Here is a 25912-nt window from a genome sequence, read left to right as displayed (position 1 = left end):
CCTTAGCCTTTTGGCGGGTTCGCTGCCTGACGGCCGAAGTTTGGCGCGTCGACTTCCTGACCTGCATCGATGATGCTGCGACGAATAGCACGCGTGCGCGTGAAGAGGTCGAAGAGTGCGTCGCCATCGCCCCAGCGGATCGAGCGTTGCAGCGATGCAAGATCTTCCGAAAAGCGCGCCAGCATTTCAAGGATTGCATCCTTGTTATGCAGGCAGACATCGCGCCACATGGTCGGATCGGATGACGCCAGACGTGTGAAATCACGGAAACCGGAAGCTGAATATTTGATGACTTCCGATTTTGTGACCTGTTCCAGATCGCTGGCTGTGCCAACGATGTTATAGGCGATGATATGCGGCAGGTGCGAGACGATGGCCAGCACCAGATCGTGGTGCTGCGGGTCCATCTGGTCAAGGCGCGAGCCGCAGGCCGTCCAGAAGGCGGAAAGCTTATCGATGGCCGTTTGGTCCGTGTCAGGCAGGGGCGTGAGAATGCACCAGCGATTGGTGAACAGCTCTGCAAAACCCGCATCGGGCCCCGAATATTCCGTTCCGGCCAGCGGGTGGCCCGGAATGAAGTGGACGTTGCCGGGCAATTCCGGCTGCATCTGCGCAATTACCGATGCCTTTGTCGAGCCGACGTCGGTGACAATGGCACCGGGCTTCAGATGTGCTGAAATCTGTTTTGCAACGGTGCCGGACGACCCCACCGGCACCGAGATGATCACAAGATCAGCGTCTTTGACGGCTGCCGCACTGTCAGTAAAGTAGCTGTCACCGAGGTTTAGCTCCTCGGCGCGTTTGAGTGTTTCGGCACTGCGTGTGGCAATGGCGATATGATTGGCCAGTCCCTCACGACGGATGATGCGCGCCAGCGACGAGCCAATAAGGCCGATGCCAATAAGCGCGATTTTCTCAAAATGGGTTGTAGACATTGCTCTATTTTAAAAACTCAGTGAGAGCGGCTATAACGCCGCGATTGGCCTCTTCCGTGCCGATGCTCATGCGCAATGCATTGGGAAAGCCGTAGCTGCCAACGCGTCGCAGGATGTAACCGCGCTTCGAAAGATACGCATCTGCCTTGTCCGCCGAATGTTCGGCATCGTCCGGGAAATGGACCAGCAGAAAGTTGGTCACTGACGGGGTGACACGAAGACCAAGCTTTGTGAATTCTTCAACCAGCCATGACCGCCATTTTTCGTTGAATTCGGCCGATTTTTCCACATGAGCGCGATCGCGGATTGCTGCTGCACCCGCAGCAATGGCTGCCGAATTCATGTTGAAGGGGCCACGGATACGATTGACCGCATCAATGATGTGCAAGGGCGCATACATCCAGCCAATCCGCAGGCCCGGCAGGCCGTGGATCTTCGAAAAGGTGCGCGTCATGACGACGTTTTCGTTTGACGATACCAGTGCAAGGCCGGATTCATAATCGTTGCGGCGCACATATTCGGCATAGGCTCCATCAAGAACCAGCACGACATGTTTCGGCAGGCCGGCATGCAGGCGGCGCACTTCCTCAAACGGCAGATAGGTGCCGGTCGGGTTGGCAGGATTGGCGATGAAGACCATTTTTGTGTGCTCTGTAACGCCAGCGAGGATCGCATCGACATCAAGACGCTCGTCTTTTTCTTTCACCGTCACAGGCGTTGCGCCTGCGCCAAGCGTCTGGATTTTATAAACGGCAAAGCCATGCTGGGTGATGATGGCTTCATCACCCGGTGCCAGATAGGTCTGGCAGAGAAGGCCGAGCAACTCATCTGAGCCATTGCCACACATGATATTGCCGATGTTCAGGCCCTGCGATTCAGCAATGGCTTCGCGCAGCACAAGTGCCTGTCCGTCGGGATATATCGCCAGATGATCGGCCCAATATCGATAGGCGTCAACCGCATGAGGGCTGGGACCGATCGGGGTCTCGTTGGAGGAGAGCTTATAGACCTTTGCTACGCCTTCAACATGTTCCTTGCCTGGCACATAGGCTGCAATGTCGAGCAGACCGGCTTTAGGCTGGGGACGGGAGAGGTTTTGCATATTGGTCATGATTTTGGCTCCGCCAAAAGGACTGATGTTAAGGTTACGCAGCGGGCATAAACCGCCGCAGCGTTCAAGTCGAGAAAAACCTTGCTGTCAAAGCGTGCAACGCTATTTTTGGGGTTCTTGCGTCGTGGTTTTTCTCATGCCACTGACCGGTGTTCCCTGTGGCGCCAGAACCGGCACAAAGACGCGGCGCGATGAACGTTGTGCAACAGGCAGCCCTTGATAAAGCCGCTTTTGTGCCTCCACGACCAGGACGCCTGCAAAAAGCGGCCAGAACTTGCGTCCCAATCCTTCAACCGCCATGCATGGGCGCATCATCCAGCGGCGTTTGACAGGTGGAAAATGCAACGCATTGCTGATCGTGTTGACGCTGAAATTGGCTTCACGCAGCAAGGTTATAAGCTGGGTGCGGCTGTAAGGCCGACCGCTGCCAAATGGGGTGCGGTCCAGACGTGCCCATACGCCGCGCCGGTTGGGAACAACGATCACCAGCCTGCCATTGGGGGCGAGCACGCGCCACATTTCTTTGAGCGATTCAGCGGCATTTTCCGAATATTCCAGCGCATGAACCATCAAGATGCGATCAATGGAGGAATCCGGCAAAGGCAGCTCTTCATCAAAAACCAGCGCGGTCGCCGATTTTTCCGGGTTTGGCCATGCAATTGCGCCCTGACCCGCTGGCATGAAAGCAAAGCTGCGTTCGGTGTCCGCGCTGAAACGGTCGAGATAAGGCAGACTATAGCCAAGGCCGACAAGGCGCTCTCCCGGCACACGTCCCCAGAGCGCTGCCAGCGCCATGCGGATGGAGCGCTCAGTCAGATGACCCAGCGTCGTATCGTAAAAAGAGCGCAGTTCGATGATGTCTGTGTGCATGGGATTCACGCTATATCAAATCAATCAAATGGCAAATGGTGCAATTGTGCGAAAGCATGGTATAGAGCGTGCCTTTCAAAGCAATTTTATGCTTAAAAATCAGGAGACGCAGCAGATGCCTCAGGTCGGCGGCAAAACCATTGACGTGCTTTTCAGCCCGGAGGAAATTGCTGCGCGCAATCTCGCGCTTGCAAAGGAGATTGCCAAGCGCGATTTTCACAATCTTCTGACGATTTCGATCCTCAAGGGATCCTTTATCTTCGCAGCCGATCTTATTCGCGCCATGCACGATGCAGGGGTTGAACCGGATGTCGAATTCATCACTGTTTCCAGCTATGGCAAGGGCACGACCAGCACGGAAGTGCGTTTGCTGCGCGATATAGACAGCGATGTAAAAGATCGCGATGTGCTGCTGATTGATGACATTCTCGAATCAGGCAAGACGCTCAAATTCGTGCGGGAACTGATGATTGAACGTGGTGCGCGCAGCGTCAGCATTGCTGTGCTGCTTGATAAAAGCGTGCGCCGCAAGGTCGATCTTGATGCCGATTTTGTTGCTTTCGAATGCCCCGACTATTTCGTTGTCGGCTATGGCATGGATGTTGGACATTCCTTCCGCCAACTGCCTTATGTCGGGCATGTGAAGGAATAGTACCAAATTTCGAGCTGCTGTTTTGGTATCAATCGAACTGCAACAGCCGCTGGAGATATTCCTTCTCCATCTGTGGCGTCAGCGCGTTGCCAAGCTTGCGGCGGATTTCGTCAAGAATTTCGCGTGCGCGCTGAATATCGATTTCGCCCGGAATCTTGACGCCATCACCGTCGGACAAACCATTGCTGCCTTGTTGACGACCAAGCGGATCACGGCCATTTTGACCACTTTGGCCCTGACCATTCTGTCCCATGGCCTGTTGCATTTGTTTCATCATATCACGGCCGCCGCGACGCAGGGCTTCGAGCGCGCTGCCTTGCTGATCACCTGCTTCCGAGCCTTCGTTGCGGCCCAGTGCATCGGCAGCATTGCCCATTGATTTGTCCGCATCAGAAAGATCCTGATTGGGATCAATGCCCATGCCCTTGAGGTCCTTGTTGAACGTTTTGAGTTCGTCTTGAAGGGCCTGTTGCTGCTGTTGCAGCTTGCGCATGGCTTCAGCGAGATCTGTCCGTATATCGCTTGGCTGCCCACCTTGTTGTGACTCGCCTCTTCCCATAGAGCCGTTATCGCCGGGAAGCTGATCATCCCAGAATTCACCTTCACCATTGCCATATTGCTGCTGCTGCATCTGCTGATCGAGTTTGAAGGTCTCGTTCATCATCTGCTGCTGGCGGCGCATCAGATCGCCCAGCTTGTTCATCTGCTGCTGCATCTGATTGGCCTGGCCCTGACCTTGTCCCTGCTGGCCCGGTTGCCCCTGTTGGCCCATCTGAAGGTTGTTCATCAGGTCTTGCAGCTGCGACAGAAGCTGTTCAGCCTGATCACGCGAACCCTGACGCGCCAGATTTTCAATCTGGTCCATCATGCGCTGTAAATCCTTGTCGGTCAGCATACGGGCATTCGGGTCTATTGGCTGATTACGGGCATTGGGGTTCTGTTGCTGACGCTGGGCGAATTCACGCAGAAAATCCTGCATTGCCTTGCGTAGTTCCGCAGTCAGCTTTTCTATCTGTTCCTGTGAGGCACCATTTTGTAGTGCGCTGCGCAATGCTTCCTGTGCCTGACGCAGGCGGCGTTCTGCAGCGGACAGATTGCCGTCTTCGATGCCAAGCGCCACCTGCCACATATAATCAGCCGTATCACGCAAGGAATCGTCGCTGGTTGCGAGCTTGAGCCGCGTGCGGATGGTGACGAGACCAAGGTAATGGGCTTTGTCCTTTATCGTCTCTTCCGGGCGGATCATGAGTGCTGAAAGCATATCGCGCACATGGTCGCGCTGTGTGGCGTCAAGGGCGAGAATGCGTCGCTGCTCGGCAACGGCCTTGGCCAGTGGATTGGCAAAGGGGCGTTCGGGCAGGGTGATGATCTTGGTTTCGCTGCGCGCACTCTTGCCGCCAGCATCGGTCACAACCAGCGTGAGCGCTACCTTTTGACCGGCCCATGGATGCTGGGTCAGGTCCTTGGATGTTGTCGCTTCTTTTGTTCCACGGCGCGGCAATGCAAGCGGCAGATCAGGGGCGTCGTAAAGAGGAACCGTTTCCTCGTCTTCGTGGTCGATATTAAGGGGTACAATTTCGCCATAGGCTTTTGCCGCACCGTAATCGTCGGTAATTTCATAGCTGAGTTGCAATGTGCCGTTCAGCGCATGGCTCGGCTCTTTGGTAAAATGGATGGTTGGCGGATTGTCGGGCGTGACGGAAAAACTCCAGCGCGCATCGGTGCCGGACAGCATCAGCGTCTGATCCTGTTGCAGATCGTAACGGAAGTTACGGCTGCCATCGACAAGGTCCTGCTGGTTTTCGCCTTCTTTGGCGGCAACGGGCTGAATGTCACTGCGATGGCCGGTCGAATCGGTCATGGTCAGCCGTTCAGAATGGCCACCGATGACCCGGATATTGACGATGCTGCCCTGCGGTACGGTGATGGGTTTGGCGGTGGCTGCCGCATCTGTCGTGGTGCTGAGGAAAACCGGCGCGCGGCCCGTATATTGCGGTGGCGTTACCCATGCATCAATGCGCGCAACGGCTGTGGTGCCACCGGCGCGAATATGAAATGCATCCGCAATACGACCGCTGTTCGGGCTAAGACTATAGGCAGAGGCGGTCACAAACAGCAGCGCCACAATTGCGCGCAGCGCAAAAGGATCGCGTTCTGGAATGCGCGGGCGGGGAACACCTGATTGCAGATTTTTGAGCCGCCCGGCCATGCGGCGCTTATGTTCCTGCCAGAGAGCGATGGAAAAAGGGTCCTTGCTGCCGGTCGCCATTTGGCTGGTCTGCACGGCCAACGGCTCGTGGATCAGGCCATTTACATCTTCAATGCGTGCGGTGGTGGTATTTTCATCAGGCAGGCGAAAGCGGAACGGCAGACAGAGCGCAACCAGTGCTGCAAAGGCAAAGAACCCAAGCATACCCAGATGCAGCCAGCGCGGCATGAGTGCAAAAAGCCCAAGCCAGCTTAAGCTTGCAAAAAGCGCAATCAGCAGAATCAGCGGCAGAACGAGTGGCCATAGGCGCTCGAAACTGATTGTCAGAAAACTTCGCAGGCGAAGGCGGCGCAGGGCAGCGCCTTCACCGGAAAACAGGCGGAAAAACGCATCGCGCTTGCGGGCTGGCAAGTCTTTGCTGTCTTTTCTCTGTTTTGTCATCGTGGCTTTCTGATGCGTGTAACGCCTATGGGTTGTTCATAGAATAACACGCATCATGGCAAAGACGAGGCTTTCGCTTTAATTTATAACCAGTCCGGCACGGAATCGAGCGCAAGCAGCTCTTCATAGGTCCGGCGTGGGCGAATGACGTGATAGCGGTCGCCATCCACCAGCACTTCGGGGATCAGAAGGCGGCTGTTATAGGTACTCGACAGAACCGCGCCATAAGCACCTGTCGTGCAGACAGCAATCAGATCGCCCGGAGCAGGCTTTGCCACTTCGCGGTCAAGGCCGAGATAATCGCCGGTTTCACACACAGGGCCGACAAAATCAGCGCGGATGCGTGGGGTACTATCCTTGGCTTCCATGACTGGCTTGATGTCGTGGAAAGCTTCGTAAAGGGTCGGGCGAATGAGATCGTTCATTGCCGCATCAACAATGATAAAATTCTTGGCGTCGCCTTCTTTTACGAAAATGACTTCTGTTATCAGAAGACCGGCATTGCCGACGATCAGACGCCCCGGTTCAAATACGGTTTTAAGGCCCAGCGGCTTGATGTGCTTTGCGACGATTTCCGCATAGGCTGCGGGCAGCGGCGGCGGGTTGTTGTCGGTGCGATAGGGAATGCCCAAGCCCCCGCCAACATCGACGTGGCGGATATTGTGACCATCAGCGCGCAATTCCTCAACCAGCTGCGCCATCAGCGCAAAAGCGTTGTCGAAAGGTTCGAGATCGATGATCTGGCTGCCGATATGCATATCGATACCGACGACATCGATACCCGGAAGACTTGCGGCGCGTGCATAGGCTTGACGGGCCTTTACGCGTGGAATGCCGAACTTGTTTTCGGATTTGCCGGTCGAAATCTTGGCATGGGTCTTGGCATCAACATCGGGATTGATGCGAAGCGAAACGGATGCAACCTTGCCAGCCTTGAGCGCGCGCGCCGAAAGAATTTCCAGCTCGGGTTCGGATTCGACATTAAAGCAGTAAATGCCTGCTTGAAGCGCGAAATCCATTTCATGCGGGGTTTTGCCAACGCCGGAAAACACGATTTTGTTCGCCGGAATACCGGCAGCCAAAGCGCGGCGGATTTCGCCTTCCGAAACCGTGTCGGCGCCTGCGCCAAGCTTGGCGAGCGTTTTCAGCACGGCCAGATTGGAATTGGCCTTCAACGCGTAAGTGACCAGCGTTTCCATATCAGCAAAGGCTTCGCTGAAGACGCGGAAATGGCGCTCAATCGTGGCACGCGAATAGACATAGAACGGCGTGCCGACTTCTTTTGCGATGTCGGGCAGGCTTACATTTTCGGCGTGAAGAACGCCGTTGCGATATTCAAAATGATTCACGGGAAACAATCCGAATGGGGGATTACAGGATTTTGTCGAGGATGAAGGGCTTGTCTTCCTTCGGTTTCTCTACCGTGCGCCCCTGTTCATTGGTGATCATCTGCGCAGGCGGCGGCTCAAGCGGGCCTTTTCGTCCGCAAGCGGCAAGAGTGGCAGCAAGGGCTGCGATCAGAAGCACGGAAGAAATGGCGGAGCGGCCTGTCATCAGCTTTGGTTCCCGGAATTTGTCCTATGGGGCTGGTCTAACCCAAAATGCTTGAAAGTGAAATCACTCCTTCAGGAGCGATTTCACCACGATCGTTAGCTTATGCCTTTGCGATGCGATTTTTCCAGTAAGAAATCTGGTTTCGCACCTGTTGTGGTGCAGTGCCACCGAATGACTGGCGGCTTTCGACCGACTGCTCGACCGTCAGATAGCCGAAAATCGCATCGGTAATGCCCGGATTGATCGACTGAAGATCTGCGAGCGTGAGTTCTGCGAGGTCAATCTGCTTGCTTTCAGCCAGAGCCACGGCGCGGCCCGTCACATGGTGCGCATCGCGGAATGGAAGGCCCAATTCGCGCACCAGCCAGTCAGCGAGATCCGTTGCGGTGGAATAGCCGGAACCGGCGGCTTTTTTCATGGAAGCGACATTGACGGTCAGGTCACGCATCATGCCAGACATGGCAGCGATGGCGAGTTCCAGATTTTCGGCAGCGTCGAAAACTTGTTCCTTGTCTTCCTGCATATCTTTTGAATAGGCGAGCGGCAGACCTTTCATGATGGTAAGAAGGGCTACCAGCGAGCCATTGATGCGGCCCGTTTTGGCGCGCACCAGTTCGGCAGCGTCCGGGTTCTTCTTCTGTGGCATGATCGATGAGCCGGTCGAGAAAGCATCAGACAGGCGCACGAAATTGAATTGCGGCGTTGACCAGATGACGATTTCTTCAGCGAGACGCGACAGGTGCCCCGCACAGATGGCGGCAAGCGACAGGAATTCGAGCGCATAGTCGCGGTCAGAAACGCTATCAAGCGAGTTGCGGGTTGGTTCGCGGAAACCAAGTGCCTGCGCCGTCATGTGACGATCAATCGGGAAGCCGGTGCCTGCAAGGGCTGCGGCACCCAGAGGTGATTCGTCCATACGTTCAATCGCATCGCGCACGCGCGACAGATCCCGGCCAAACATTTCCACATAGGCCATGCAATGATGACCGAAAGTGACAGGCTGTGCCGTCTGCAAATGCGTGAAGCCCGGCATGACGGTTGCAGCATGCTCTTCTGCGCGCTCCAGAAATGCTTCGATCAGGCCTTTGAGTGCAATCGCTGTTTTCTGCATCTCCTGCTTGACCCAAAGGCGGAAATCGACAGCCACCTGATCGTTGCGCGAGCGGGCGGTGTGCAGGCGTCCGGCGGATGGACCGATGAGGTCGGCAAGGCGCGCTTCGATATTCATATGAATGTCTTCGAGCTTGCGCGAGAAGGTGAATTTACCCTCTTCAATTTCCTTGAGGATGGTTTTCAGGCCCTCTTCGATCTTTTTATGATCGTCTGCCGCAATGATGCCAGTCTTTGCAAGCATGGCAGCATGGGCGAGCGAGCCCTGAATATCCTGCGCATAGAGCTTGCGGTCGAAGCCAATCGATGCATTGATCTCTTCCATGATCGCATCGGGTCCTGAGGCAAAACGGCCGCCCCACATCTGATTGCTTGATTTTTGTTCGCTCATGCTCGTATGCCTCGGATGCAAGACTAAGGGAAAGTGACGCGAGATGGCAAAAGACAACGATAAGGCAAAGTCAGGAAACCGGAAGATCGTCCTTCTTGCAGCACTTGCCGGTGTCATCGCCGGTATAGGCGCGGTATACGTGATGGAACGGCCTTCTGGCAATGCACCCGTCAGCAAAGTTTACGTTCAAAGTGATGAGGCTTCCGCACAATGTGCGTTGAAGGCCGATAGTCTGAAAGCTCTTGATGCAGCGGCGACGGGTAGTGTTGCTGCGATGCGGGCTGCTGAAAAGCCTATTTCTGTTGCCCATATCGCTTTTACCGGCCCTGACGGCAAGCAGATGACACTTGGCGATTACAAGGGTAAGACGCTGCTTGTTAATCTCTGGGCGACATGGTGCGCGCCGTGCCGCGAAGAAATGCCCGAGCTTGATCATCTTCAGGCTCAAAAGGGCGGAGGCGATTTTGATGTCGTCGCGATCAACATTGATACCGGATCGGACGAGAAACCGAAAAAATTTCTCGAAGAGATTGGCGTGAAGAGCTTGAGCCTTAATCGCGATGCCAGCATGTCGAGCTTCAATGAATTAAAGCGCAAAAATCTCGCTTTCGGTCTTCCTGTGACATTGCTGGTCGATAAAGACGGCTGTCAGATTGCTTCAATGAACGGCCCAGCTCCGTGGGATAGCCCGGATGCAATCAAGCTGATCGAAGCGGCACAAAAACTTTAGATAGACAAGTTTCACGTTTGGTGGCTTCCTTATGCTCATAAAGGGGGACATTGCCGATGAGCATGGAAGTCTGGCTGGCATTCTCTGCCGCATCAATCGTTATGTTGATTATTCCGGGACCGACGGTTTTGCTGGTGGTGTCCTATGCGCTGGGGCAGGGCTGGAAGGCCGCCCTTCCGATGGCCATTGGTGTGGCGCTTGGTGATTTCACCGCCATGACGCTTTCCATGCTGGGGGTTGGTGCACTTCTTGCCGCTTCAGCAACCGTTTTTACTGCGGTTAAATGGATGGGGGCTGCCTATCTTATCTGGCTGGGCATAAAGTTGTTTCGATCCGGCGGCGCGATGAATGCCAAGGCGCGGCATGATCAGGTGAAGCCGGTCAAAATGCTGCTTCATGCTTGGCTGGTAACGGCGCTCAATCCGAAAAGCATTACGTTTTTCGTGGCTTTCCTGCCGCAGTTTTTAAGCCCGCATCGTGATTTCATGACGCAGATGCTGGTCTTTGAAAGCACGTTCCTCGCGCTGGCATTTCTCAATGCTTTTGCTTATGCGCTGATTGCCACACGTGCGCGACGTTTCTTCGCCAATGAGCGTGCCTTGCGTATTTTCAACCGTGCCGGCGGCACTATGCTGATTGGCGCAGGGGTCGCGACCGCTTCGATGCGCTCAAGCTGATACGAAACCGGCGCGTTTCAACTGGACAATGGCCAGTTCAAGCGCCGACAGGAATGCCGAGCGGTCTTTGGGTGAAAAGGGGGCTGGCCCGCGTGTAACTTCCCCGGCAGAACGCAGCGAATCCATCAGATTGCGCGTTGCAAGCGTGTTGCCGATCGTGCTTGCTGTGTGCACTTTGCCATTGGGTGCGATAACCGATGCGCCCTTTTCAATGGACCGGCTTACGAGCGGAATATCCGCCGTGATGACGACAATGCCGGGACGGGAATTTTCTGCAATCCAATCATCTGCCGCATCAAGCTTGTCCGAGACGATGACACGTTCAACGCGTTCTGCATCGCGTGGGATGGCGATATAGCTGTTGGCAACCAGCACAACAGGCAGGCCATGGCGTTCGGCCACGCGATAGATTTCCGCCTTCACCGGGCAGGCGTCGGCATCGACAAAAATGCGGATTGTGTTGTTTTCAGCGTCCATGCCGTTTCATAGGCAGAACTGCGGCATTTGGCAAATTGATCGCAGCATTGAGATTTATGCGATAGCGGAATCGCATGAGGAAGACTATTGCAGGCAAAACAAGAAAGTCTGCATCATGGCCACCCGCTTTTTCCCGATCATGTTTGTGCTGCTCTGGGCCACTGGCTTTATTGGGGCCGGGCTTTCCATGCCCTATGCGGAACCGTTCAGCTTCATGGCGGTGCGCTTTTCCATTGCAGCGCTCATCATGATCCTCTGGGCTTTGGCAAGTCATAGCGTTTGGCCGAAGGGCAGGGGGCTGATCAATGCAGCCATTGCCGGGTGTCTGATCCATGGCGTTTATCTTTCAGCGCTTTTCTGGGCTGTGCATCACGGATTGCCGGCTGGCATGTCGGGCCTTGTTGCGGGGCTTCAGCCCATGCTGACCACACTGATTGCAGCACTTCTTTTGGGGGAGCGCGCAAGCGGTCGGCAATGGCTGGGGTTGCTGATCGGTTTTGTTGGTGTTGCAATGGTGGTGGGGCCGAAATTTTCTGGCCACAGCGGCGTCGACCCGCAAAGCCTGGCGGCAGCATTTGTGGCGGTTCTGGCGATCAGCACCGGAACGGTTTGGCAGAAACGCTTTGGTACGGCGGCGGATTTGAAGACTGGGACGGCGGTGCAGTATATTGCTGCTGCCGCTTTGACAGCGATTTGTGCTTTTGCCTTTGAAACACGCGTGATGGTCTGGTCGCCGCAGCTTATCTTTGCGCTGGTCTGGCTGACATTGGCGATTTCCATCGGCGCAATTCTGGCACTTCTGGTGATGATACGCGAAGGCGCGATGTCGAAAGTTGCATCGCTTTTCTATCTGGTGCCCGGAACCGCTGCGATCATGGCTTATCTGATTTTTGGCGAAACGCTGGGACCTATTCAGATTGCGGGCATGGTTGTGACAACCTTTGGCGTGGCGCTGACTACTTTGCGTCGATAAGTCCGGGCTGTTGTTCGCGCTTGCGGAAAATCATGATGGCCGCGTTGATTTCTGCGCCAATGATGAAGATTGCCGATAGCATATAGAGAAATACGATTGCCACCATGATCGAGGCGAGGCCTGCATAGGTGGTGACGTAATTGGCAAATGTTTCGAGATATTTTGCAAAGGCCGTTGCGGCAGCAAGCCATGCAATCAGCGTGATGCCGATGCCCGGCAGAATGTCGCTCAAGCGGCGTTTTCCGGCTGGCAGCCAGATATGCACGATGAACAGCGCCAAGACGAGAACGATGACAGTAATCGTATAGCGCCATATGGCGATTGTTCCGGTGAAAGGTGCGATGTCCGGAAACCATTGTTCTGCCAGCCGCACGGCAAGCGGCGCCAGAACCAGCAGAAAGCTGATCGCCATCAGGCTGATTGTACCGATCAGCACAAAACCTAAGCTTTGCAGGCGGCAGAAAATGATCGAGCGCTGGTCGCTGACACGATAGGCACGGTTGAGCGACATGCGCAGCGCTTCCACACCATTGGAGGCAAAATAAGCGGCGGCGATCACACTCAGCGTCAGAAGTCCGCTGCGCTGAACGGTCAGAACATTCATCACTTCATTGGCGATGGGAGCGGCGATATTGGAAGGCCACATATCAAAAATGACGTGCACCGCATTGTTGGCAAATTCTTTGGTGCCAAGAAAACCGGCGAGTGTGGTTGCAAAGATCAAAAACGGAAACAGCGCCATCAGTCCTGACAGGGCTATATGAGAGGCAAAGGCCCAACCATCGTCGCTGCTGAAATGCCCGTAAACATCGAAGGTGATCTGACGGAGAAAACGTCGTATTTTTCGCATCCGCAGATTTGTCTCTCTTTGGCTCATTTATTGGATTTCAAGGCCTTCAATCTAGTATCGAATTGGGAAATGCAAGGGGCGGACTGTTTTAAACCTTTTGCGAATCAAGCACTCTGGCCAAAATCCTACTGTAGGAAGAAAGCAATGGCTCCACAAAATGCAAAGCGCAATATCCTGATAACCGGGTGTTCTTCGGGGATTGGGGCTTATTGTGCAGAGGCTTTGCATAGGGCCAACTGGCGCGTATTGGCCACGGCGCGCAAAGATGCGGATATTGCAGCGTTGAAAGCCAAAGGCATTGAGGCTTTCTATCTTGATTATACGCAACCACAGTCGATTGAAGCGCTGGTCAAGCAAGTTTTTCATGCAACCGATGGAAAGCTGGATGCGCTTTTCAACAATGGCGCCTATGCGCAGCCGGGCGCCGTTGAAGATTTGCCAGTGGATGCTTTGCGCGCACAATTTGAGGCCAATTTCTTTGGCTGGCATGATCTCACACGCCGCATCATTCCCACCATGCGCGCGCAGGGCCATGGCCGTATCGTACATTGCTCATCGATCTTAGGTCTTGTGCCGATGAAATGGCGTGGCGCTTATGTGGCGTCGAAATTTGCGCTCGAAGGGTTGATGCTCGCGCAACGCATGGAACTCGAAGGTTCAGGCATTGCGGTGTCTATGATTGAACCCGGGCCGATTGCGTCGCAATTTACCTATAATGCAGCCTTACATGCGCGGGCCAATATCGATCTTGAGCATTCCGTGCATTGCGAATTATACCAACGCCAGATGGCAAAGCTTGAAGGTGGTGGTACAAAATCTAAAAACAAGCTTGGCCCGGAAGCGGTTTACGCGGTACTTGTGCATGCCTTGGAAGCGCACAACCCGCGTCCGCATTACGCCGTTACACGACCGGCGAAACTGGGTATTCTGGCACGACGCCTGCTACCATCGCGCTGGCTCTATAAAATGCTGTCCGACCAGTCTTGACCAAAAAAGACGGCGGATTATGGGAGGAAAGTAAATGGACGTTCTGTTCAAGGGCGCGGCTCTGGTGGCGATGTTTGCCGTGGCGATTGTGCTCATTATCGGCTTGCGCAATATGATGCGCGGTGGCGACGGTAATTTTTCAAACAGGATGATGCAGTTGCGCGTGCTTTTGCAGTTTGTCGCGATTGTGTTGATCGTTGCAGCGGTCTATTTCGCACGCCAGACGGGTGGACAATAAGATGGTCAGGCTCAACAAGATTTATACCCGCACGGGGGATGATGGCACCACAGGTCTGACGAGCGGACCGCGGCGGCTCAAATCGGATTTGCGCGTTGAATCCTATGGCACGGTTGATGAAACCAATGCCTGTATCGGCCTTGTGCGCATTCATACCACGAGCGTGGATTATACGCATATCGATGTGATGCTTGCGCGTATCCAGAATGACCTGTTCGATCTTGGTGCCGACCTTTCAACGCCGGATGATGGGCAGCCTCTAAGCTATGAACCGCTGCGTATTGTTGAGCAACAGGTTAAAAGGCTGGAATCCGATATTGATTATCTGAATGTCGATATTCCACCACTGCGCTCGTTTATTCTGCCGGGCGGTTCGGCAGCGTCAGCAGCGCTGCATCTGGCACGTACTGTTTCACGCCGCGCTGAGCGTCTGATGGTGGCGCTTGCAAAGACCGAAGGCGAAGTGGTTTCGAAAGAGGCGTTGCAATATATCAACCGCCTCTCTGATTTCCTGTTTGTCGCTGCCCGCGCCGTCAATGAAAACGGCGCGAAGGATGTGTTGTGGGTGCCTGGACAAAACAGGTAGTTCAAACCCCGCGCTTATTGCCCCAGATCAGCACATGAAGCTGGGGCAGCACATGCGCCTCAAACCAGCGGTCGGCCATTACCTTGTCGACCAGCCATTGCATGCGGTTCATGATGCCGTCCATGTCAATGCGGGCATTGTCATCTTCGGGCGGCGGCGGTGTGTGGTTGCCCGGCTGAAGGTAGACGGCCAAATGCGGGTGCCGCGCTGATGCGGCCTTTGCAAAGGCATAGTCTGCATCGTCGAAAACCACGAATTTCAGCACAGTTTTGGGTTTCGGTCCTGCCGCATCAATGCAGGCGGCAAGCGCATCCCAATCCGTTACCATGCCGCTTGATGGCGGCTTTGGGCTTAAAACCAGCGTGTCGAGCTTCGCAAACCAGTCTTTCGCCACCGATCCCTGAGTTTCCAGCGCAAAACGATAGGCTTGCGCGTGACCATGATCGATCAGTGGTCCAAGAGGCTGGATGGCTGGATTGCCACCTGAAAGTGACACTGTTATGGGCCTTTTTCCAGAAAGTGCCGTCACTTCATGCCAGATTGCATCGACGCTCATTGGCTTCCAGTCATGACGAAAGCGGCTTTCAACAGCGTGCAGACTGTCACACCATGCGCAGCGATAGTCGCAGCCGCCCGTGCGCACAAAAACAGTCGGCTCGCCGCTTAATACGCCTTCGCCCTGAATGGTTGGGCCGAAAATCTCGCTGATGCGAATTTCGGGTTCGATCTTCATGGCTGATGTCCGGGCCGATACTCAGCCCATGTTTTTGGCGTTTCGCTGACCCGCACCGCCGTCACTTCCTGCCAGCGGCTCTTGCACCAGTCAAAGAGATGACGTGCCAGCACTTCCGCCGTCACGCGATTATGGCCAAGCACATCATTGAGATGGCGGTGATCGAGTTCATCATCAATATAGCGCTTGAGCGGTGCCAACTCGTGATAATCACGCACAAAACCGTGTTCATCGAGAACCGAAGCGGAAAGCTCGACTTCCACGATGTAATTGTGCCCGTGCAGCCGCGCACACTGATGATCGGCTGGCAGTTCGGTTAACTGATGCGAGGCGGAGAAATGAAATTCCTTGGTGATGCGAAACATCAGGCACCCCCTCTTTCGATGGCGGCACGCCAGAAATCAGCATCTTCGTAGAGCGTTGGATCTTGGATCCCGGCCAGATGAAAGGCCTCGCGGCGTTCCACGCATGTGCCGCAGCGTCCGCAATGATGCGCACCGCCTTTGTAGCAGGACCATGTTGCCTCAAATGGTGTTTTGTATTTCGCACCATCCACGACGATGTCGCTTTTTGTCTTTTGCACATAGGGTGCGAGCAGCCTGACATCGGCATAGCCTTCCAGCGCATGATCCTGCATGGTCTGGAAAGCATTGATAAAGCCGGGGCGGCAATCGGGATAGATGAAATGATCGCCGCCGTGAACGGCAAGCGCCACGGCTTCAGCTTTTTGTGCTGCCGCCACACCAAAGGCAATTGCCAGCATAATGGCATTGCGGTTGGGAACGACCGTGATTTTCATTGTTTCTTCGGCATAATGGCCGTCAGGAACATCAACATCGTCGGTTAGGGCCGAACCGGTGAGGCTTGAACCAATCGGGCGAATATCGATGATCTGATGAGGGACATTGAGCCGCTTTGCACAAGAGGCCGCAAAGTCGAGTTCTTTTTTGTGCCGCTGGCCATAATCAAAAGAGATCAGGCCAGTGAGCTGATGTTCCGCCGCAATTTTATAGCTAAGCGAAACAGAGTCCAATCCGCCGGAGCAGATGACGAGTGTTTTCATCGTTTGAGTCCTTGTTTTGACCGGGTAGGCTGCGACCGGATGTTTACGGGGTTCTCCTAACCCACAAGATTGGGGTTGTAAACGCTATGAAGTTGGGATGCCTGTGATCGTGCAGGACGAAACATGGTGGAAAGCATCACAGGGACCAGATGCGATCGGGGTTAGTGCGAAAACGGAATGACTACCTGTAACAATAAATTCATTTAAATCGATATTGCCGCCCATCCGTGATTGACGTGCACGTCAACCGTCTTTAGGTTTCGGTCCGGTTCCTGACGCTGCGGGGAGGTGCCGGTTTCACGGCGTTTGTGTCAGCAGCGTTTTCATGTCGGATTCTGACATGTGGGCAGAGATTCATGGCGGCATAGTCGCGCCGCAAAAGTCATTGAAGAGGTAATCGCGGATGAAAGTCCTTGTCGCAGTAAAGCGGGTTGTAGATTACAACGTAAAGATCCGGGTCAAGGGTGATGGCTCTGGCGTTGAGCTTGCCAATGTCAAGATGTCGATGAACCCGTTTGACGAGATTGCAGTTGAAGAAGCGCTGCGCCTGAAAGAAGCGGGCAAGGTCTCGGAAATCGTTGTGGTCTCGATTGGTCCGGCACAGGCGCAGGAAACCATCCGCACAGCTCTTGCCATGGGTGCTGATCGCGGCATTCTGGTTAAGGTTGAAGAAACCGTCGAGCCGCTTGGCGTGGCCAAGGTTTTGAAGGGGGTTGTTGAAGCTGAACAGCCAGACCTCGTGTTTCTCGGCAAGCAGGCGATTGACGATGATGCCAACCAGACCGGCCAGATGCTTTCAGCTCTGCTTAACTGGAGTCAGGCAACCTTTGCGTCCAAGGTTGAACTGGGCGATGGTTCTGCCAAGATAACACGCGAAGTCGATGGCGGTCTTCAGACCATTGATGTGAAACTGCCTGCGATTGTGACCGTTGATCTTCGTCTGAACCAGCCGCGCTATGCTTCGCTGCCAAACATCATGAAGGCCAAGAAGAAGCCACTCGAGGAAAAGTCACCGGCTGATTTTGGCGCCGATATTGCACCGCGTCTTAAGGTTTTGAAGACCGAAGAACCCGGTGGCCGTAAGGCTGGCATCAAGGTTGGTTCGGTTTCTGAACTGGTTGAGAAGCTCAAAGCTGACGGCGTTCTGTAAGAAATCGGAAAGGACAAACACATGGCTATTCTTCTTATTGCCGAACACGACAATGCAAGCCTTTCTGATCAGACGGCAAAGGCTCTGACGGCCGCGGCACAGATCGGCGGCGACGTCGATGTGCTGGTTGCAGGCAAGGGCGCAAAAGCTGCGGCTGATGCAGCAGCCAAGCTTTCCGGCGTGCGCAAGGTTCTGCTTGCTGAAGGCGATGCGCTGGAAAACCAGCTGGCAGAGCCAGTGGCAGCGCTTATCGTTGAACTCGCTGGCAATTACGACACGATCATTGCACCAGCCACCACATCGGCCAAGAATATTCTGCCGCGCGTGGCAGCCCTTCTTGATGTGATGCAGTTGTCTGAAATCATGGAAGTCGTGTCCGCTGACACCTTCAAGCGTCCGATCTATGCCGGCAATGCGGTCCAGACCGTGCAGTCGACTGATGCCAAGAAGGTGATCACCGTGCGCACGGCTTCGTTCTCGGCTACCGGCGAAGGTGGTTCGGCTGCGGTTGAGAGCGTGAATGCAGCGAGCGATCCGGGTCTGTCGCGCTTTGTTGAAAATGCGCTTTCGGGCGGTGATCGTCCAGAACTGACTTCCGCCAAGATTATCATCTCGGGTGGTCGTGCGCTTGGGTCGTCGGAAAAGTTCGAGGAAGTGATCCTGCCGGTTGCTGACAAGCTTGGCGCAGCGGTTGGTGCCAGCCGTGCAGCAGTTGATGCGGGTTATGCACCAAACGACTGGCAGGTTGGCCAGACGGGTAAGGTGGTTGCGCCTGAGCTTTACATTGCGGTTGGTATTTCCGGCGCGATCCAGCATCTGGCGGGCATGAAAGACAGCCGCGTGATCGTCGCGATCAACAAGGATGAAGAAGCACCGATCTTCCAGGTGGCCGATTATGGCCTCGTCGGTGATCTCTTCACGATCCTGCCAGAGCTCGAAAAAGCGCTTTGATTTAAAAGGCGGCAGGGATGACCTGCCGCTTTCTTCTTCTAAGAGCGTTTCGCGTTTTGATGGATCCACGCGAAACGCTCCGAGTCGTTTTTATCGCATTATCCTACGCAACAAAACTTATGCATTTTTGCTGGAAATGCTCTGGTCCTGCGACAATGGCGAGTGGGGCGGCGAATGTGATTGTCTTGCATTTTCTGCCTATAGCTGTCTTGGTAGGTGAGCGTTTTTATAAGCGTGAATGCTTGGCATGAAGGAGTTGGTACTGTGGCAATCAAGACAGTCGGTATTGTTGGCGCGGGGCAGATGGGCAGCGGTATTGCACATGTCTGCGCATTGGCAGGTTACGACGTGCTGCTGCATGATGCGGCTGCGGACAGGCTCGAAAAGGGTATTGCCACCATCAACGGCAACATGGCGCGGCAGGTCTCGTCGGGAAAGCTCGAAGAACAGCAGCGCGCTGATGCGATGAAGCTGATCCGTGCCGCCAATTCCATGCAGGATCTGGCGGGCGTCGATCTTGCCATTGAAGCCGCAACAGAAGACGAAACCGTCAAGCGCAAGATTTTTGCGCAGCTTTGCCCGGTGCTGAACCCGGAAGCGATCGTTGCGACCAATACGTCATCAATCTCCATCACGCGCCTTGCATCTACCACGGATCGCCCGGAGCGTTTCATCGGCATTCATTTCATGAATCCGGTGCCGCTGATGAAGCTGGTTGAACTGGTGCGCGGTATTGCGACCGAGGAAGATACATTCCGCAAGTCAAAGGACTTTGTGACGGCGCTTGGCAAGACCGTCACGGTGGCAGAAGATTTTCCGGCCTTCATCGTTAATCGTATTTTGTTGCCGATGATCAATGAGGCGATCTACACGCTTTATGAGGGTGTTGGCAGTGTGGAAGCCATCGATACGGCCATGAAGCTTGGTGCCAATCATCCGATGGGACCTTTGCAGCTTGCCGATTTCATCGGGCTTGATACCTGTCTTTCGATTATGCAGGTGCTGCATGACGGCCTGTCAGATTCGAAATACCGCCCATGTCCCCTTCTGGTCAAATATGTCGAAGCGGGATGGCTGGGCCGCAAAACGGGCCGTGGCTTTTATGATTATCGCGGAGAGCATCCCGTTCCGACCCGCTGATCAAGTCTTTTTTTTCTCCAAAGCCGGTATTTCGATACCGGCTTTTTTAGTTGTGTCTAATTTCCCACGCCTGTGGAAAACTTGAATATCCTTACCGTTAACTTAACCTTAACCACGACGCTTCAGGAGTTATTCATCTTTAATGGTTAAAGTTTTCATTAAGATGTTCGGAAGCGAAAAGCATTCAATAGAGCTTAAACGTTTCAGTATCGGGCATTATTTTTCGAGCAGCAAATTCGTGATGAGGTGAAGACGATGAACATTATCGTTCAGCTACGTGACAGCGTTAATGTCATCCGTGAATTCGTCGCACCAAGCTACAGGCCAGAGCGCCATTATATGCGCGGACCTGGCCCGGCTTGCGCGGCACGCACGGTCAATTAGAATCGAAAAACCGGTTCGCACTTTTGATGGAAATGCTCTAGTTCCAGAATTTCGTTCTGGTTTCAGGCAACAGAAAAGCCAGAGTGGGTGACCACTCTGGCTTTTTGTTTAGCGCTTTTGCTTATTCCAAGCCTTCAAACAGTGCCGTTGAAAGATAGCGTTCTGCGAAGGATGGAATGATGATGACGATGTTCTTGCCCTTGTTTTCAGGACGTTTGCCAATTTCGATGGCAGCGGTGAGGGCGGCACCTGAAGAAATGCCGACCGGAATGCCTTCAAGACGTGCAATCAGACGGGCGTTGGCAAAGGAATCTTCGTTGGAGACGGTAACAATTTCGTCATAGATGCTTGTGTCGAGGGTCTTTGGTGCAAAGCCGGCACCGATGCCCTGAATTTTATGCGGGCCGGGTGTTCCGCCGGAAAGAATGGGCGAGTCTTTTGGCTCGACAGCAACCACTTTGAAAGACGGTTTGCGCGCCTTGATGACCTGACCAACGCCGGTGATCGTGCCGCCGGTGCCGATGCCTGAGATCAGAATATCGGCTTCGCCATTGGTGTCGTTCCAGATTTCCTCAGCCGTCGTCAGGCGATGAATTTCTGGATTTGCCGGGTTTTCAAACTGCTGTGGAATGATCGCATTTGGATTGCCTTCAGCAATTTCTTCAGCCTTTGTGATCGCGCCTTTCATGCCTTTTGCACCCTCGGTCAAAACGAGTTCAGCACCCAGAAGCTTGAGCAACTTGCGGCGTTCAACCGACATGGTTTCAGGCATGGTCAGCACAAGGCGGTAACCCTTTGCTGCGGCAGCAAAGGCCAGCGCGATACCGGTGTTGCCGGATGTCGGCTCGACAAAAACAGTTTTTCCCGGAACAGCCTTGCCCTGTGCCTCAAGCGCTTCGATCAGTGCCAGACCGATGCGGTCCTTGACGCTTGCCAGCGGATTGAAGAATTCCAGCTTTACCAGCAGATTGGCTTCAACGCCCTTTTCCTTGGCGAATTTGTCGATGCGCACGAGCGGTGTGTTGCCGATTGTATCGAGAATGGAATTATAGATGCGACCGCGCCCTGCGGGTTCACCGTTTTTTCCGCCAAGTGGCTTGCTCATGGAATAATCTCCTTCTGTTGAGGGCGAAGTTTATGAGGAAATGGCGCAAAAGCATAGCTGCTTCCATGCTTCTGATTGGATAATAATGGAATTATATTCTAAAAATTTCTCCTTGCTAGAAGAATATTCCAGGTTGTTGCGTGCCGTTAAAGCGCATGATCATTTGTTGGAAAATCGCGCAATGCTCAAGTGAAAACAGATCGCGTGCTCTTTCGATCAGCCTCTTATGTCTGTAAGCTTTTGGCGTCTGATTGATCCGCATCAATGTTCTTTTTGCGACGAGCGCACATGATCGGGTCGTGATCGCAAACTGGAGGCATGGGCCGTGTATAAGACAATACTGATTGCAACCGATGGGTCTGAGCTTGCCGATAAGGGCATTGAACAGGGCGTGGCGCTGGCCAAGAAGTTTGGCTCGAAAGTGCTGCTCGTTTCTGTGACCGAGCTTCTGCCATCCTATGGGATCGTGGTTGCTGCAGAATGGGCCTCAAGCCCTGCTGCTTTTCAGGAATATCGTGAGGCAATCACCAAAGCGGCGACAGAATTGCTCTTGAAAGCCAAAGCCAAGGCGGAAGCCGCAGGCGTTCATGCCGAAACTTTACACATTGAGAATCAGTCGCCAGCGCAGGGCATCATTGAAGCCGCCAAGCAGACAGGCAGTGACCTGATCGTTATCGCATCGCATGGCCGCCGTGGTGTCAATAAGCTACTTCTTGGCAGTCAGGCTGCTGAAATCCTCTCTTTAAGCTCTGTACCTGTGCTTGTGGTCAAATAAATCACGCAATCTGCAAAATGCTAAACACAGGGCAATGTTCGCTCACAGTCGCATAAGAGACTAACAACGCAAGAAGATTGCCCCATATCTCTGTTAGACTTCTCTGGCCTCTAAGGGCAGGAGAAGTTTTTCAGGAGATTATCATGACCGCGCCGCGTCCATCGAAGACCAGCATTGGCAATCATCTGCTTCATCCCGAAACACAGATGCTTAATTATGGTTACGATCCCGAGCTATCCGAGGGAGCTGTCAAACCGCCTGTTTTTCTGACATCGACCTTTGTGTTCAAAAGCGCTGAAGATGGGCGCGACTTTTTTGATTTTGTTTCCGGGCGCAAAGAGCCTCCCGCTGGCGTTGGGGCGGGGCTCGTTTATTCGCGTTTCAACCATCCTAACAGCGAGATCGTAGAAGATCGCCTGGCTGTTTATGAAGGCACGGAAAGCGGTGCGCTGTTTTCCTCCGGCATGTCGGCGATTGCCACGACCCTCTTTGCATTCACTCGGCCCGGTGATGTGATTCTGCATTCGCAGCCGCTTTATGGCGGCACAGAAACGCTGCTTGCCAAGACATTCCATAATTTCGGTGTTGAGGCTGTGGCCTTTGCTGACGGTGTCCACGAGACTTCTATCCAAGAGGCAGCCGATAGGGCGGTACAGAAGGGGCGCGTGTCGGTTATTCTGATTGAAACGCCTGCCAATCCAACCAACAGCCTTGTCGATATTGCTGCGATCCGGCGCGTTGCAGAAAAGATCGCCGCCAAGCAGAATGGCCACCGCCCTGTGATCGTGTGCGATAACACATTGCTTGGCCCGGTTTTTCAGAAGCCGCTTGATCACGGTGCAGACCTGTCACTCTATTCGCTGACGAAATATGTCGGTGGCCATTCCGATCTGATTGCCGGTGCCGTTCTTGGCGCGAAGGCGGTTGTCAAACAGGTGAAAGCGCTGCGTGGCGCCATTGGCACACAGCTTGATCCGCATTCGTGCTGGATGCTGGGGCGATCGCTCGAAACACTTGGCATTCGTATGGAACGTGCGAACAACAACGCACGTGCGGTTGCGGATTTCCTGCGGGTGCACCCCAGGGTCGAAAAACTGCATTATCTGCCTTTTGAGGATGAAAATTCGGCGGCTGGGCAATTGTTCAAGCGCCAATGCACCGGAGCGGGTTCGACTTTCTCCTTTGATATCAAAGGCGGTCAAGCGGCAGCATTTCGCTTCCTCAATGCACTGGAAATATTGAAGCTGGCCGTTAGCCTCGGCGGAACGGAATCGCTGGCTAGCCATCCGGCGGCAATGACGCATTCCGGTGTTCCGGTGGATGTGCGTGAACGCATCGGTGTATTGGAAACAACCATAAGACTGTCGATTGGTATTGAACACCCGGACGACTTGATCGCTGATCTTGCTCAGGCGCTTGAAGCAGTTTGATTGATATGGTGCGGGTGGTCTGCAACTAATTGAAATTACATTGTAAATCACCCTTTATCATCATATATCAAGCCTATTGAACACAGGGCGTGTTCTTGTTACGTTCAATATCATGGCTTATCGATAAATCTCACCAAAGCGCAAGCAGAGATAGGGGCCGTGGTAAGGGCTGAGAAATCGGCGTTATGGCTATCTGGCGCGGGAAGGGCGATATGCATGGGCGCGGTGAACCGATTGAGTGCGCTGGCTGTCGTCAAGATGAAGTCCGGCAAATATTGCGATGGTGCTGGGCTTTATCTGCAAAAGAAATCAGAGAGCGCTGGCAAGTGGATTTTCATTTTCACACTTCATGGGCGCAAGCGGGAAATGGGCCTCGGCTCCTATCCCGTGGTTTCATTGAAGACGGCGCGGGAGGATGCAGAAAAGTGGCGTGGCCTTGTTCGGCAGAACATTGACCCGATCAATGAGCGTGAACGCGAGAGACGCGAAGCTGCTCGCAATCTTCATTTGCTGGAAGATATAGCGAAATCCGCCTTTGAGAGCCGAAAGGCAGAGTTGAAAGGCGACGGCGAGAATGGGCGCTGGTTTAGTCCGCTTGAGCTTCATGTGTTGCCGAAGCTTGGCAAGGTTCCTGTCGCAGAAATCCATCAGAACGATATTCGTGACGCCCTTTCACCGATATGGCATTCAAAGGCGGCAACGGCTGAAAAGGCTCTAGGTCGCCTGCTATCTGTATGAGGCACGCTGCTGCTCTCGGTTTGGAAGTAGATTTGCAGGCCACTGAAAAAGCCCGCGCACTTCTCGGTAAACAGCGCCACACGGTCAAACATATCCCGGCAATGCCGTGGCAAGAGGTTCCCGCTTTCTACGCATCATTGAAGGATGGTAGCGTGACGCACCTCGCAATGCGCCTGCTTATTTTGACTGGCGTTCGGTCTGGGCCATTGCGGTTCATTCACGACGACCAGATCGAAGGCGATGTCTGGACGATTCCAGGTGAGGCCATGAAGGGCGAGGAAGGGAAAACATCAGATTTCCGTGTACCACTTTCAAAGGAAGCTTTGAACATAATCGGAGAAGCCCGGCGTCATGCGCGGGACGGCTTTCTTTTCCCGAGTATTCGCAAGGGTGTTATCAGCGATATGACGATGGCGGCATACATGGAGCGTGCTGGTATGGAGTACCGCCCTCATGGTTTTCGCTCCAGCTTGCGGGACTGGATTGCCGAAACCACAACCACACCTCATGACATTGCTGAAACCATTCTTGCTCACACGGTCGGCAGCAAGGTCGAGCGCTCTTATCGACGCACTGATTTCTTGGAACAGAGGCGTGTTTTGATGGAGCGATGGGCGAATTATTTAAAAAGCCCGAAAGGGCAAATCATTAAGATGGCAGGGGTAGTTTAGATGGTTGCGCGCTACATAGACGAATACCCTATCGTTGATTATATGGGGCGGAAATTTTACGCCGTCCCTAAAGTCGAGGTTAAGGAAGAAATATTTTCCCTTCCCAACCGTTTGCTCCCTGAGGGGAAGCCCGAGCAATGGCCTAAATTAAGGCAGCAAGAGTATTCCGAGCGCTCTATTCCGGGAGACGGGGACATAGTTTTGTTCCCTGTCGAAATCGAGATTAATGAGGACGAGAAGCCTTTTCCATCGGCTCAAATTATTGGGGAATATCTTTGTGCTGGACTCTCGACGCATAGAATTCCAGAGGCTTTGAAAAGGGTCAAAGAAGCAGGGGGCATATTCATCACGTTTAAGGATGTCGAAGTTTTTGACGATGACGCCAATCTGCAATTGATGTTCGACTACTCCACACTATTAGAGGAGTTGGGGTGGACAGAGTTTGGTGAAATTTCACCGATGTTACGAGAAAAATTAGATGGCGCGAATATCGGTGAAGCTATTTTTTCAATGGCAGGTGAGGAGATGCCAGAATGCCCGGATTTTTGGGTTATTTGGATGGCTTCGACACTTTTCTCTGCGCCGTTTAGTAGAATTTGGTACGTCACAAACTTGATGATTTTAGCCGCTGCTAAGTCGGATAGTCCACTTCGTGATGATTTGCGCCTTGGGTTCCTATGGCGAGAGTATGTGTTCAAGAAGAAACACGAGTGGGCTGCTGAAAAACATTTAGAACTCGTCAGTAAGAACCGAGAAAATGGAAGGAAAGGAGGGCAGGCTGAAAAGAAAGCTGAGCGCTATGAGGTTCTCAATAGGTTGGCTCGGATTAATTACAAGGAAATAGTACCTGTCTCAGAGCCTGAATCATAATGAATGTAATGATATCAGGCTCTTGCGATACGCCGTGTGAGGAAGCGGATATTTGCGATGTATATCCACGCTTCGGAAGAAGCGATAGTTTTCTCGAAGTCTTTGGCCAGT

27 protein-coding genes and 2 pseudogenes are annotated in these 25912 nt (G+C 53.7%); 15 read left to right on the top strand and 14 right to left on the bottom strand.

From position 1 onward, the window contains the following. Window positions 1-2 precede the first annotated feature (2 nt). The 3 genes from OPR82_RS00145 to OPR82_RS00135 all read right to left on the bottom strand — a co-directional run bounded on the left by OPR82_RS00145 (window position 3) and on the right by OPR82_RS00135 (window position 2916). Complete coding sequence (locus OPR82_RS00145; RefSeq protein ID WP_265982327.1) at window positions 3-935, bottom strand: prephenate/arogenate dehydrogenase family protein; 933 nt, start codon at window positions 933-935, stop codon at window positions 3-5. Between the two features lie 4 nt (window positions 936-939). Then, complete coding sequence (gene hisC / locus OPR82_RS00140; protein WP_265982326.1) at window positions 940-2046, bottom strand: histidinol-phosphate transaminase; 1107 nt, start codon at window positions 2044-2046, stop codon at window positions 940-942. A 102-nt stretch (window positions 2047-2148) separates the two neighbouring features. Further along, window positions 2149-2916: a class I SAM-dependent methyltransferase gene (locus OPR82_RS00135; protein ID WP_265982325.1), complete on the bottom strand. Its 768-nt coding sequence runs from the start codon at window positions 2914-2916 to the stop codon at window positions 2149-2151. A 115-nt stretch (window positions 2917-3031) separates the two neighbouring features. On the opposite strand from OPR82_RS00135, the gene hpt reads away from it, so the two are divergent. Beyond that, the gene (hpt, locus tag OPR82_RS00130; RefSeq protein ID WP_265982324.1) at window positions 3032-3568 is read left to right on the top strand and encodes a hypoxanthine phosphoribosyltransferase; all 537 of its coding nucleotides are present in this window, start codon (window positions 3032-3034) and stop codon (window positions 3566-3568) included. Window positions 3569-3596: 28 nt separating this feature from the next. Here the strand turns inward: hpt and OPR82_RS00125 are convergent, their stop codons facing one another. The 4 genes from OPR82_RS00125 to argH form a co-directional block, all read right to left on the bottom strand. Continuing rightward, window positions 3597-6218: a TIGR02302 family protein gene (locus OPR82_RS00125; RefSeq protein WP_265982323.1), complete on the bottom strand. Its 2622-nt coding sequence runs from the start codon at window positions 6216-6218 to the stop codon at window positions 3597-3599. An 83-nt stretch (window positions 6219-6301) separates the two neighbouring features. Further along, complete coding sequence (gene lysA / locus OPR82_RS00120) at window positions 6302-7567, bottom strand: diaminopimelate decarboxylase (protein ID WP_265982322.1); 1266 nt, start codon at window positions 7565-7567, stop codon at window positions 6302-6304. A gap of 22 nt (window positions 7568-7589) precedes the next feature. Continuing rightward, a complete protein-coding gene (gene lptM, locus OPR82_RS00115; RefSeq protein ID WP_024898585.1) occupies window positions 7590-7772 on the bottom strand; it encodes an LPS translocon maturation chaperone LptM in 183 nt (60 codons plus the stop codon). Between the two features lie 100 nt (window positions 7773-7872). Beyond that, window positions 7873-9273, bottom strand: coding sequence for an argininosuccinate lyase (gene argH, locus OPR82_RS00110; protein ID WP_265982321.1), 1401 nt, complete (start codon window positions 9271-9273; stop codon window positions 7873-7875). Between the two features lie 43 nt (window positions 9274-9316). On the opposite strand from argH, the gene tlpA reads away from it, so the two are divergent. After that, window positions 9317-10003 carry a thiol:disulfide interchange protein TlpA gene (gene tlpA / locus OPR82_RS00105; protein WP_265982320.1) on the top strand — a complete coding sequence of 229 codons (687 nt, stop codon included), beginning with the start codon at window positions 9317-9319 and terminating at the stop codon, window positions 10001-10003. Window positions 10004-10059: 56 nt separating this feature from the next. Beyond that, window positions 10060-10680 carry a LysE family translocator gene (locus tag OPR82_RS00100; protein WP_265982319.1) on the top strand — a complete coding sequence of 207 codons (621 nt, stop codon included), beginning with the start codon at window positions 10060-10062 and terminating at the stop codon, window positions 10678-10680. On the opposite strand, the gene OPR82_RS00095 is transcribed toward OPR82_RS00100, so the two are convergent. After that, a complete protein-coding gene (locus tag OPR82_RS00095) occupies window positions 10672-11157 on the bottom strand; it encodes a YaiI/YqxD family protein (RefSeq protein ID WP_265982318.1) in 486 nt (161 codons plus the stop codon). The two genes, OPR82_RS00100 and OPR82_RS00095, sit on opposite strands and share 9 nt — an antisense overlap. A 115-nt stretch (window positions 11158-11272) precedes the next feature. Between OPR82_RS00095 and OPR82_RS00090 the strand changes: the two genes are divergently transcribed. After that, window positions 11273-12130, top strand: a complete 858-nt coding sequence (locus OPR82_RS00090) for a DMT family transporter (protein ID WP_265982317.1) — start codon at window positions 11273-11275, stop codon at window positions 12128-12130. Here the strand turns inward: OPR82_RS00090 and OPR82_RS00085 are convergent. Then, window positions 12114-12980: a YihY/virulence factor BrkB family protein gene (locus OPR82_RS00085; RefSeq protein WP_265982316.1), complete on the bottom strand. Its 867-nt coding sequence runs from the start codon at window positions 12978-12980 to the stop codon at window positions 12114-12116. The genes OPR82_RS00090 and OPR82_RS00085 overlap by 17 nt on opposite strands. Window positions 12981-13124: 144 nt before the next feature. On the opposite strand from OPR82_RS00085, the gene OPR82_RS00080 reads away from it, so the two are divergent. The 3 genes from OPR82_RS00080 to OPR82_RS00070 are packed head-to-tail and all read left to right on the top strand — an operon-like array spanning window position 13125 to window position 14791. After that, entirely contained in the window at window positions 13125-13967 is an 843-nt protein-coding gene (locus tag OPR82_RS00080) for an SDR family oxidoreductase (RefSeq protein WP_265982314.1), read from the top strand. Window positions 13968-14001: 34 nt separating this feature from the next. After that, window positions 14002-14205, top strand: a complete 204-nt coding sequence (locus OPR82_RS00075) for a twin transmembrane helix small protein (protein ID WP_265982312.1) — start codon at window positions 14002-14004, stop codon at window positions 14203-14205. Between the two features lies 1 nt (window position 14206). After that, window positions 14207-14791: a cob(I)yrinic acid a,c-diamide adenosyltransferase gene (locus tag OPR82_RS00070; protein ID WP_265982310.1), complete on the top strand. Its 585-nt coding sequence runs from the start codon at window positions 14207-14209 to the stop codon at window positions 14789-14791. 1 nt (window position 14792) lies between these two features. On the opposite strand, the gene queE is transcribed toward OPR82_RS00070, so the two are convergent. Genes queE through queC form a run of 3 tightly spaced genes read right to left on the bottom strand, consistent with a single transcriptional unit; the run spans window position 14793 to window position 16587 of the window. Then, window positions 14793-15524 carry a 7-carboxy-7-deazaguanine synthase QueE gene (gene queE / locus OPR82_RS00065; protein WP_265982309.1) on the bottom strand — a complete coding sequence of 244 codons (732 nt, stop codon included), beginning with the start codon at window positions 15522-15524 and terminating at the stop codon, window positions 14793-14795. After that, window positions 15521-15889, bottom strand: a complete 369-nt coding sequence (queD, locus tag OPR82_RS00060; RefSeq protein ID WP_265982308.1) for a 6-carboxytetrahydropterin synthase QueD — start codon at window positions 15887-15889, stop codon at window positions 15521-15523. The genes queE and queD overlap by 4 nt, the downstream gene beginning before the upstream one ends. Continuing rightward, window positions 15889-16587 (bottom strand): 7-cyano-7-deazaguanine synthase QueC, encoded by a 699-nt coding sequence (queC, locus tag OPR82_RS00055; protein WP_265982307.1) that lies wholly within the window; start codon window positions 16585-16587, stop codon window positions 15889-15891. Before queC ends, queD begins: the two co-directional genes overlap by 1 nt. A 403-nt stretch (window positions 16588-16990) precedes the next feature. On the opposite strand from queC, the gene OPR82_RS00050 reads away from it, so the two are divergent. From OPR82_RS00050 to OPR82_RS00035, 4 genes are all read left to right on the top strand, one after another. Next, window positions 16991-17737 (top strand): electron transfer flavoprotein subunit beta/FixA family protein, encoded by a 747-nt coding sequence (locus tag OPR82_RS00050; RefSeq protein WP_265982306.1) that lies wholly within the window; start codon window positions 16991-16993, stop codon window positions 17735-17737. A 21-nt stretch (window positions 17738-17758) separates the two neighbouring features. Further along, window positions 17759-18688 carry an electron transfer flavoprotein subunit alpha/FixB family protein gene (locus OPR82_RS00045; protein ID WP_265982305.1) on the top strand — a complete coding sequence of 310 codons (930 nt, stop codon included), beginning with the start codon at window positions 17759-17761 and terminating at the stop codon, window positions 18686-18688. Between the two features lie 264 nt (window positions 18689-18952). Continuing rightward, window positions 18953-19828 carry a 3-hydroxybutyryl-CoA dehydrogenase gene (locus OPR82_RS00040; protein ID WP_265982303.1) on the top strand — a complete coding sequence of 292 codons (876 nt, stop codon included), beginning with the start codon at window positions 18953-18955 and terminating at the stop codon, window positions 19826-19828. Window positions 19829-20083: 255 nt separating this feature from the next. Continuing rightward, window positions 20084-20212, top strand: a complete 129-nt coding sequence (locus OPR82_RS00035; RefSeq protein ID WP_260525696.1) for a hypothetical protein — start codon at window positions 20084-20086, stop codon at window positions 20210-20212. Window positions 20213-20333: 121 nt separating this feature from the next. On the opposite strand, the gene cysK is transcribed toward OPR82_RS00035, so the two are convergent. After that, entirely contained in the window at window positions 20334-21317 is a 984-nt protein-coding gene (gene cysK / locus OPR82_RS00030) for a cysteine synthase A (RefSeq protein ID WP_265982301.1), read from the bottom strand. Window positions 21318-21642: 325 nt separating this feature from the next. On the opposite strand from cysK, the gene OPR82_RS00025 reads away from it, so the two are divergent. The 4 genes and pseudogenes from OPR82_RS00025 (at window position 21643) to OPR82_RS00010 (ending at window position 25801) form a co-directional block, all read left to right on the top strand. Beyond that, window positions 21643-22092 (top strand): universal stress protein, encoded by a 450-nt coding sequence (locus tag OPR82_RS00025; protein WP_265982300.1) that lies wholly within the window; start codon window positions 21643-21645, stop codon window positions 22090-22092. A 143-nt stretch (window positions 22093-22235) separates the two neighbouring features. Continuing rightward, the gene (locus OPR82_RS00020) at window positions 22236-23522 is read left to right on the top strand and encodes a cystathionine gamma-synthase family protein (RefSeq protein ID WP_265982299.1); all 1287 of its coding nucleotides are present in this window, start codon (window positions 22236-22238) and stop codon (window positions 23520-23522) included. Between the two features lie 216 nt (window positions 23523-23738). Then, window positions 23739-24931 (top strand): annotated as a pseudogene (locus OPR82_RS00015) (tyrosine-type recombinase/integrase). Continuing rightward, the gene (locus tag OPR82_RS00010; protein ID WP_265982298.1) at window positions 24932-25801 is read left to right on the top strand and encodes a hypothetical protein; all 870 of its coding nucleotides are present in this window, start codon (window positions 24932-24934) and stop codon (window positions 25799-25801) included. It abuts the pseudogene before it with no gap. Window positions 25802-25815: 14 nt separating this feature from the next. Here OPR82_RS00010 and OPR82_RS00005 read toward each other — a convergent pair. Beyond that, window positions 25816-25912: pseudogene (locus OPR82_RS00005) on the bottom strand (IS5/IS1182 family transposase); the annotation flags it as partial.

Origin of the sequence: Ochrobactrum chromiisoli (assembly GCF_026241335.1) — a bacterium.
GTDB lineage: Bacteria > Pseudomonadota > Alphaproteobacteria > Rhizobiales > Rhizobiaceae > Brucella > Brucella chromiisoli.
This window is presented reverse-complemented; position numbering and strand designations above follow the sequence as displayed.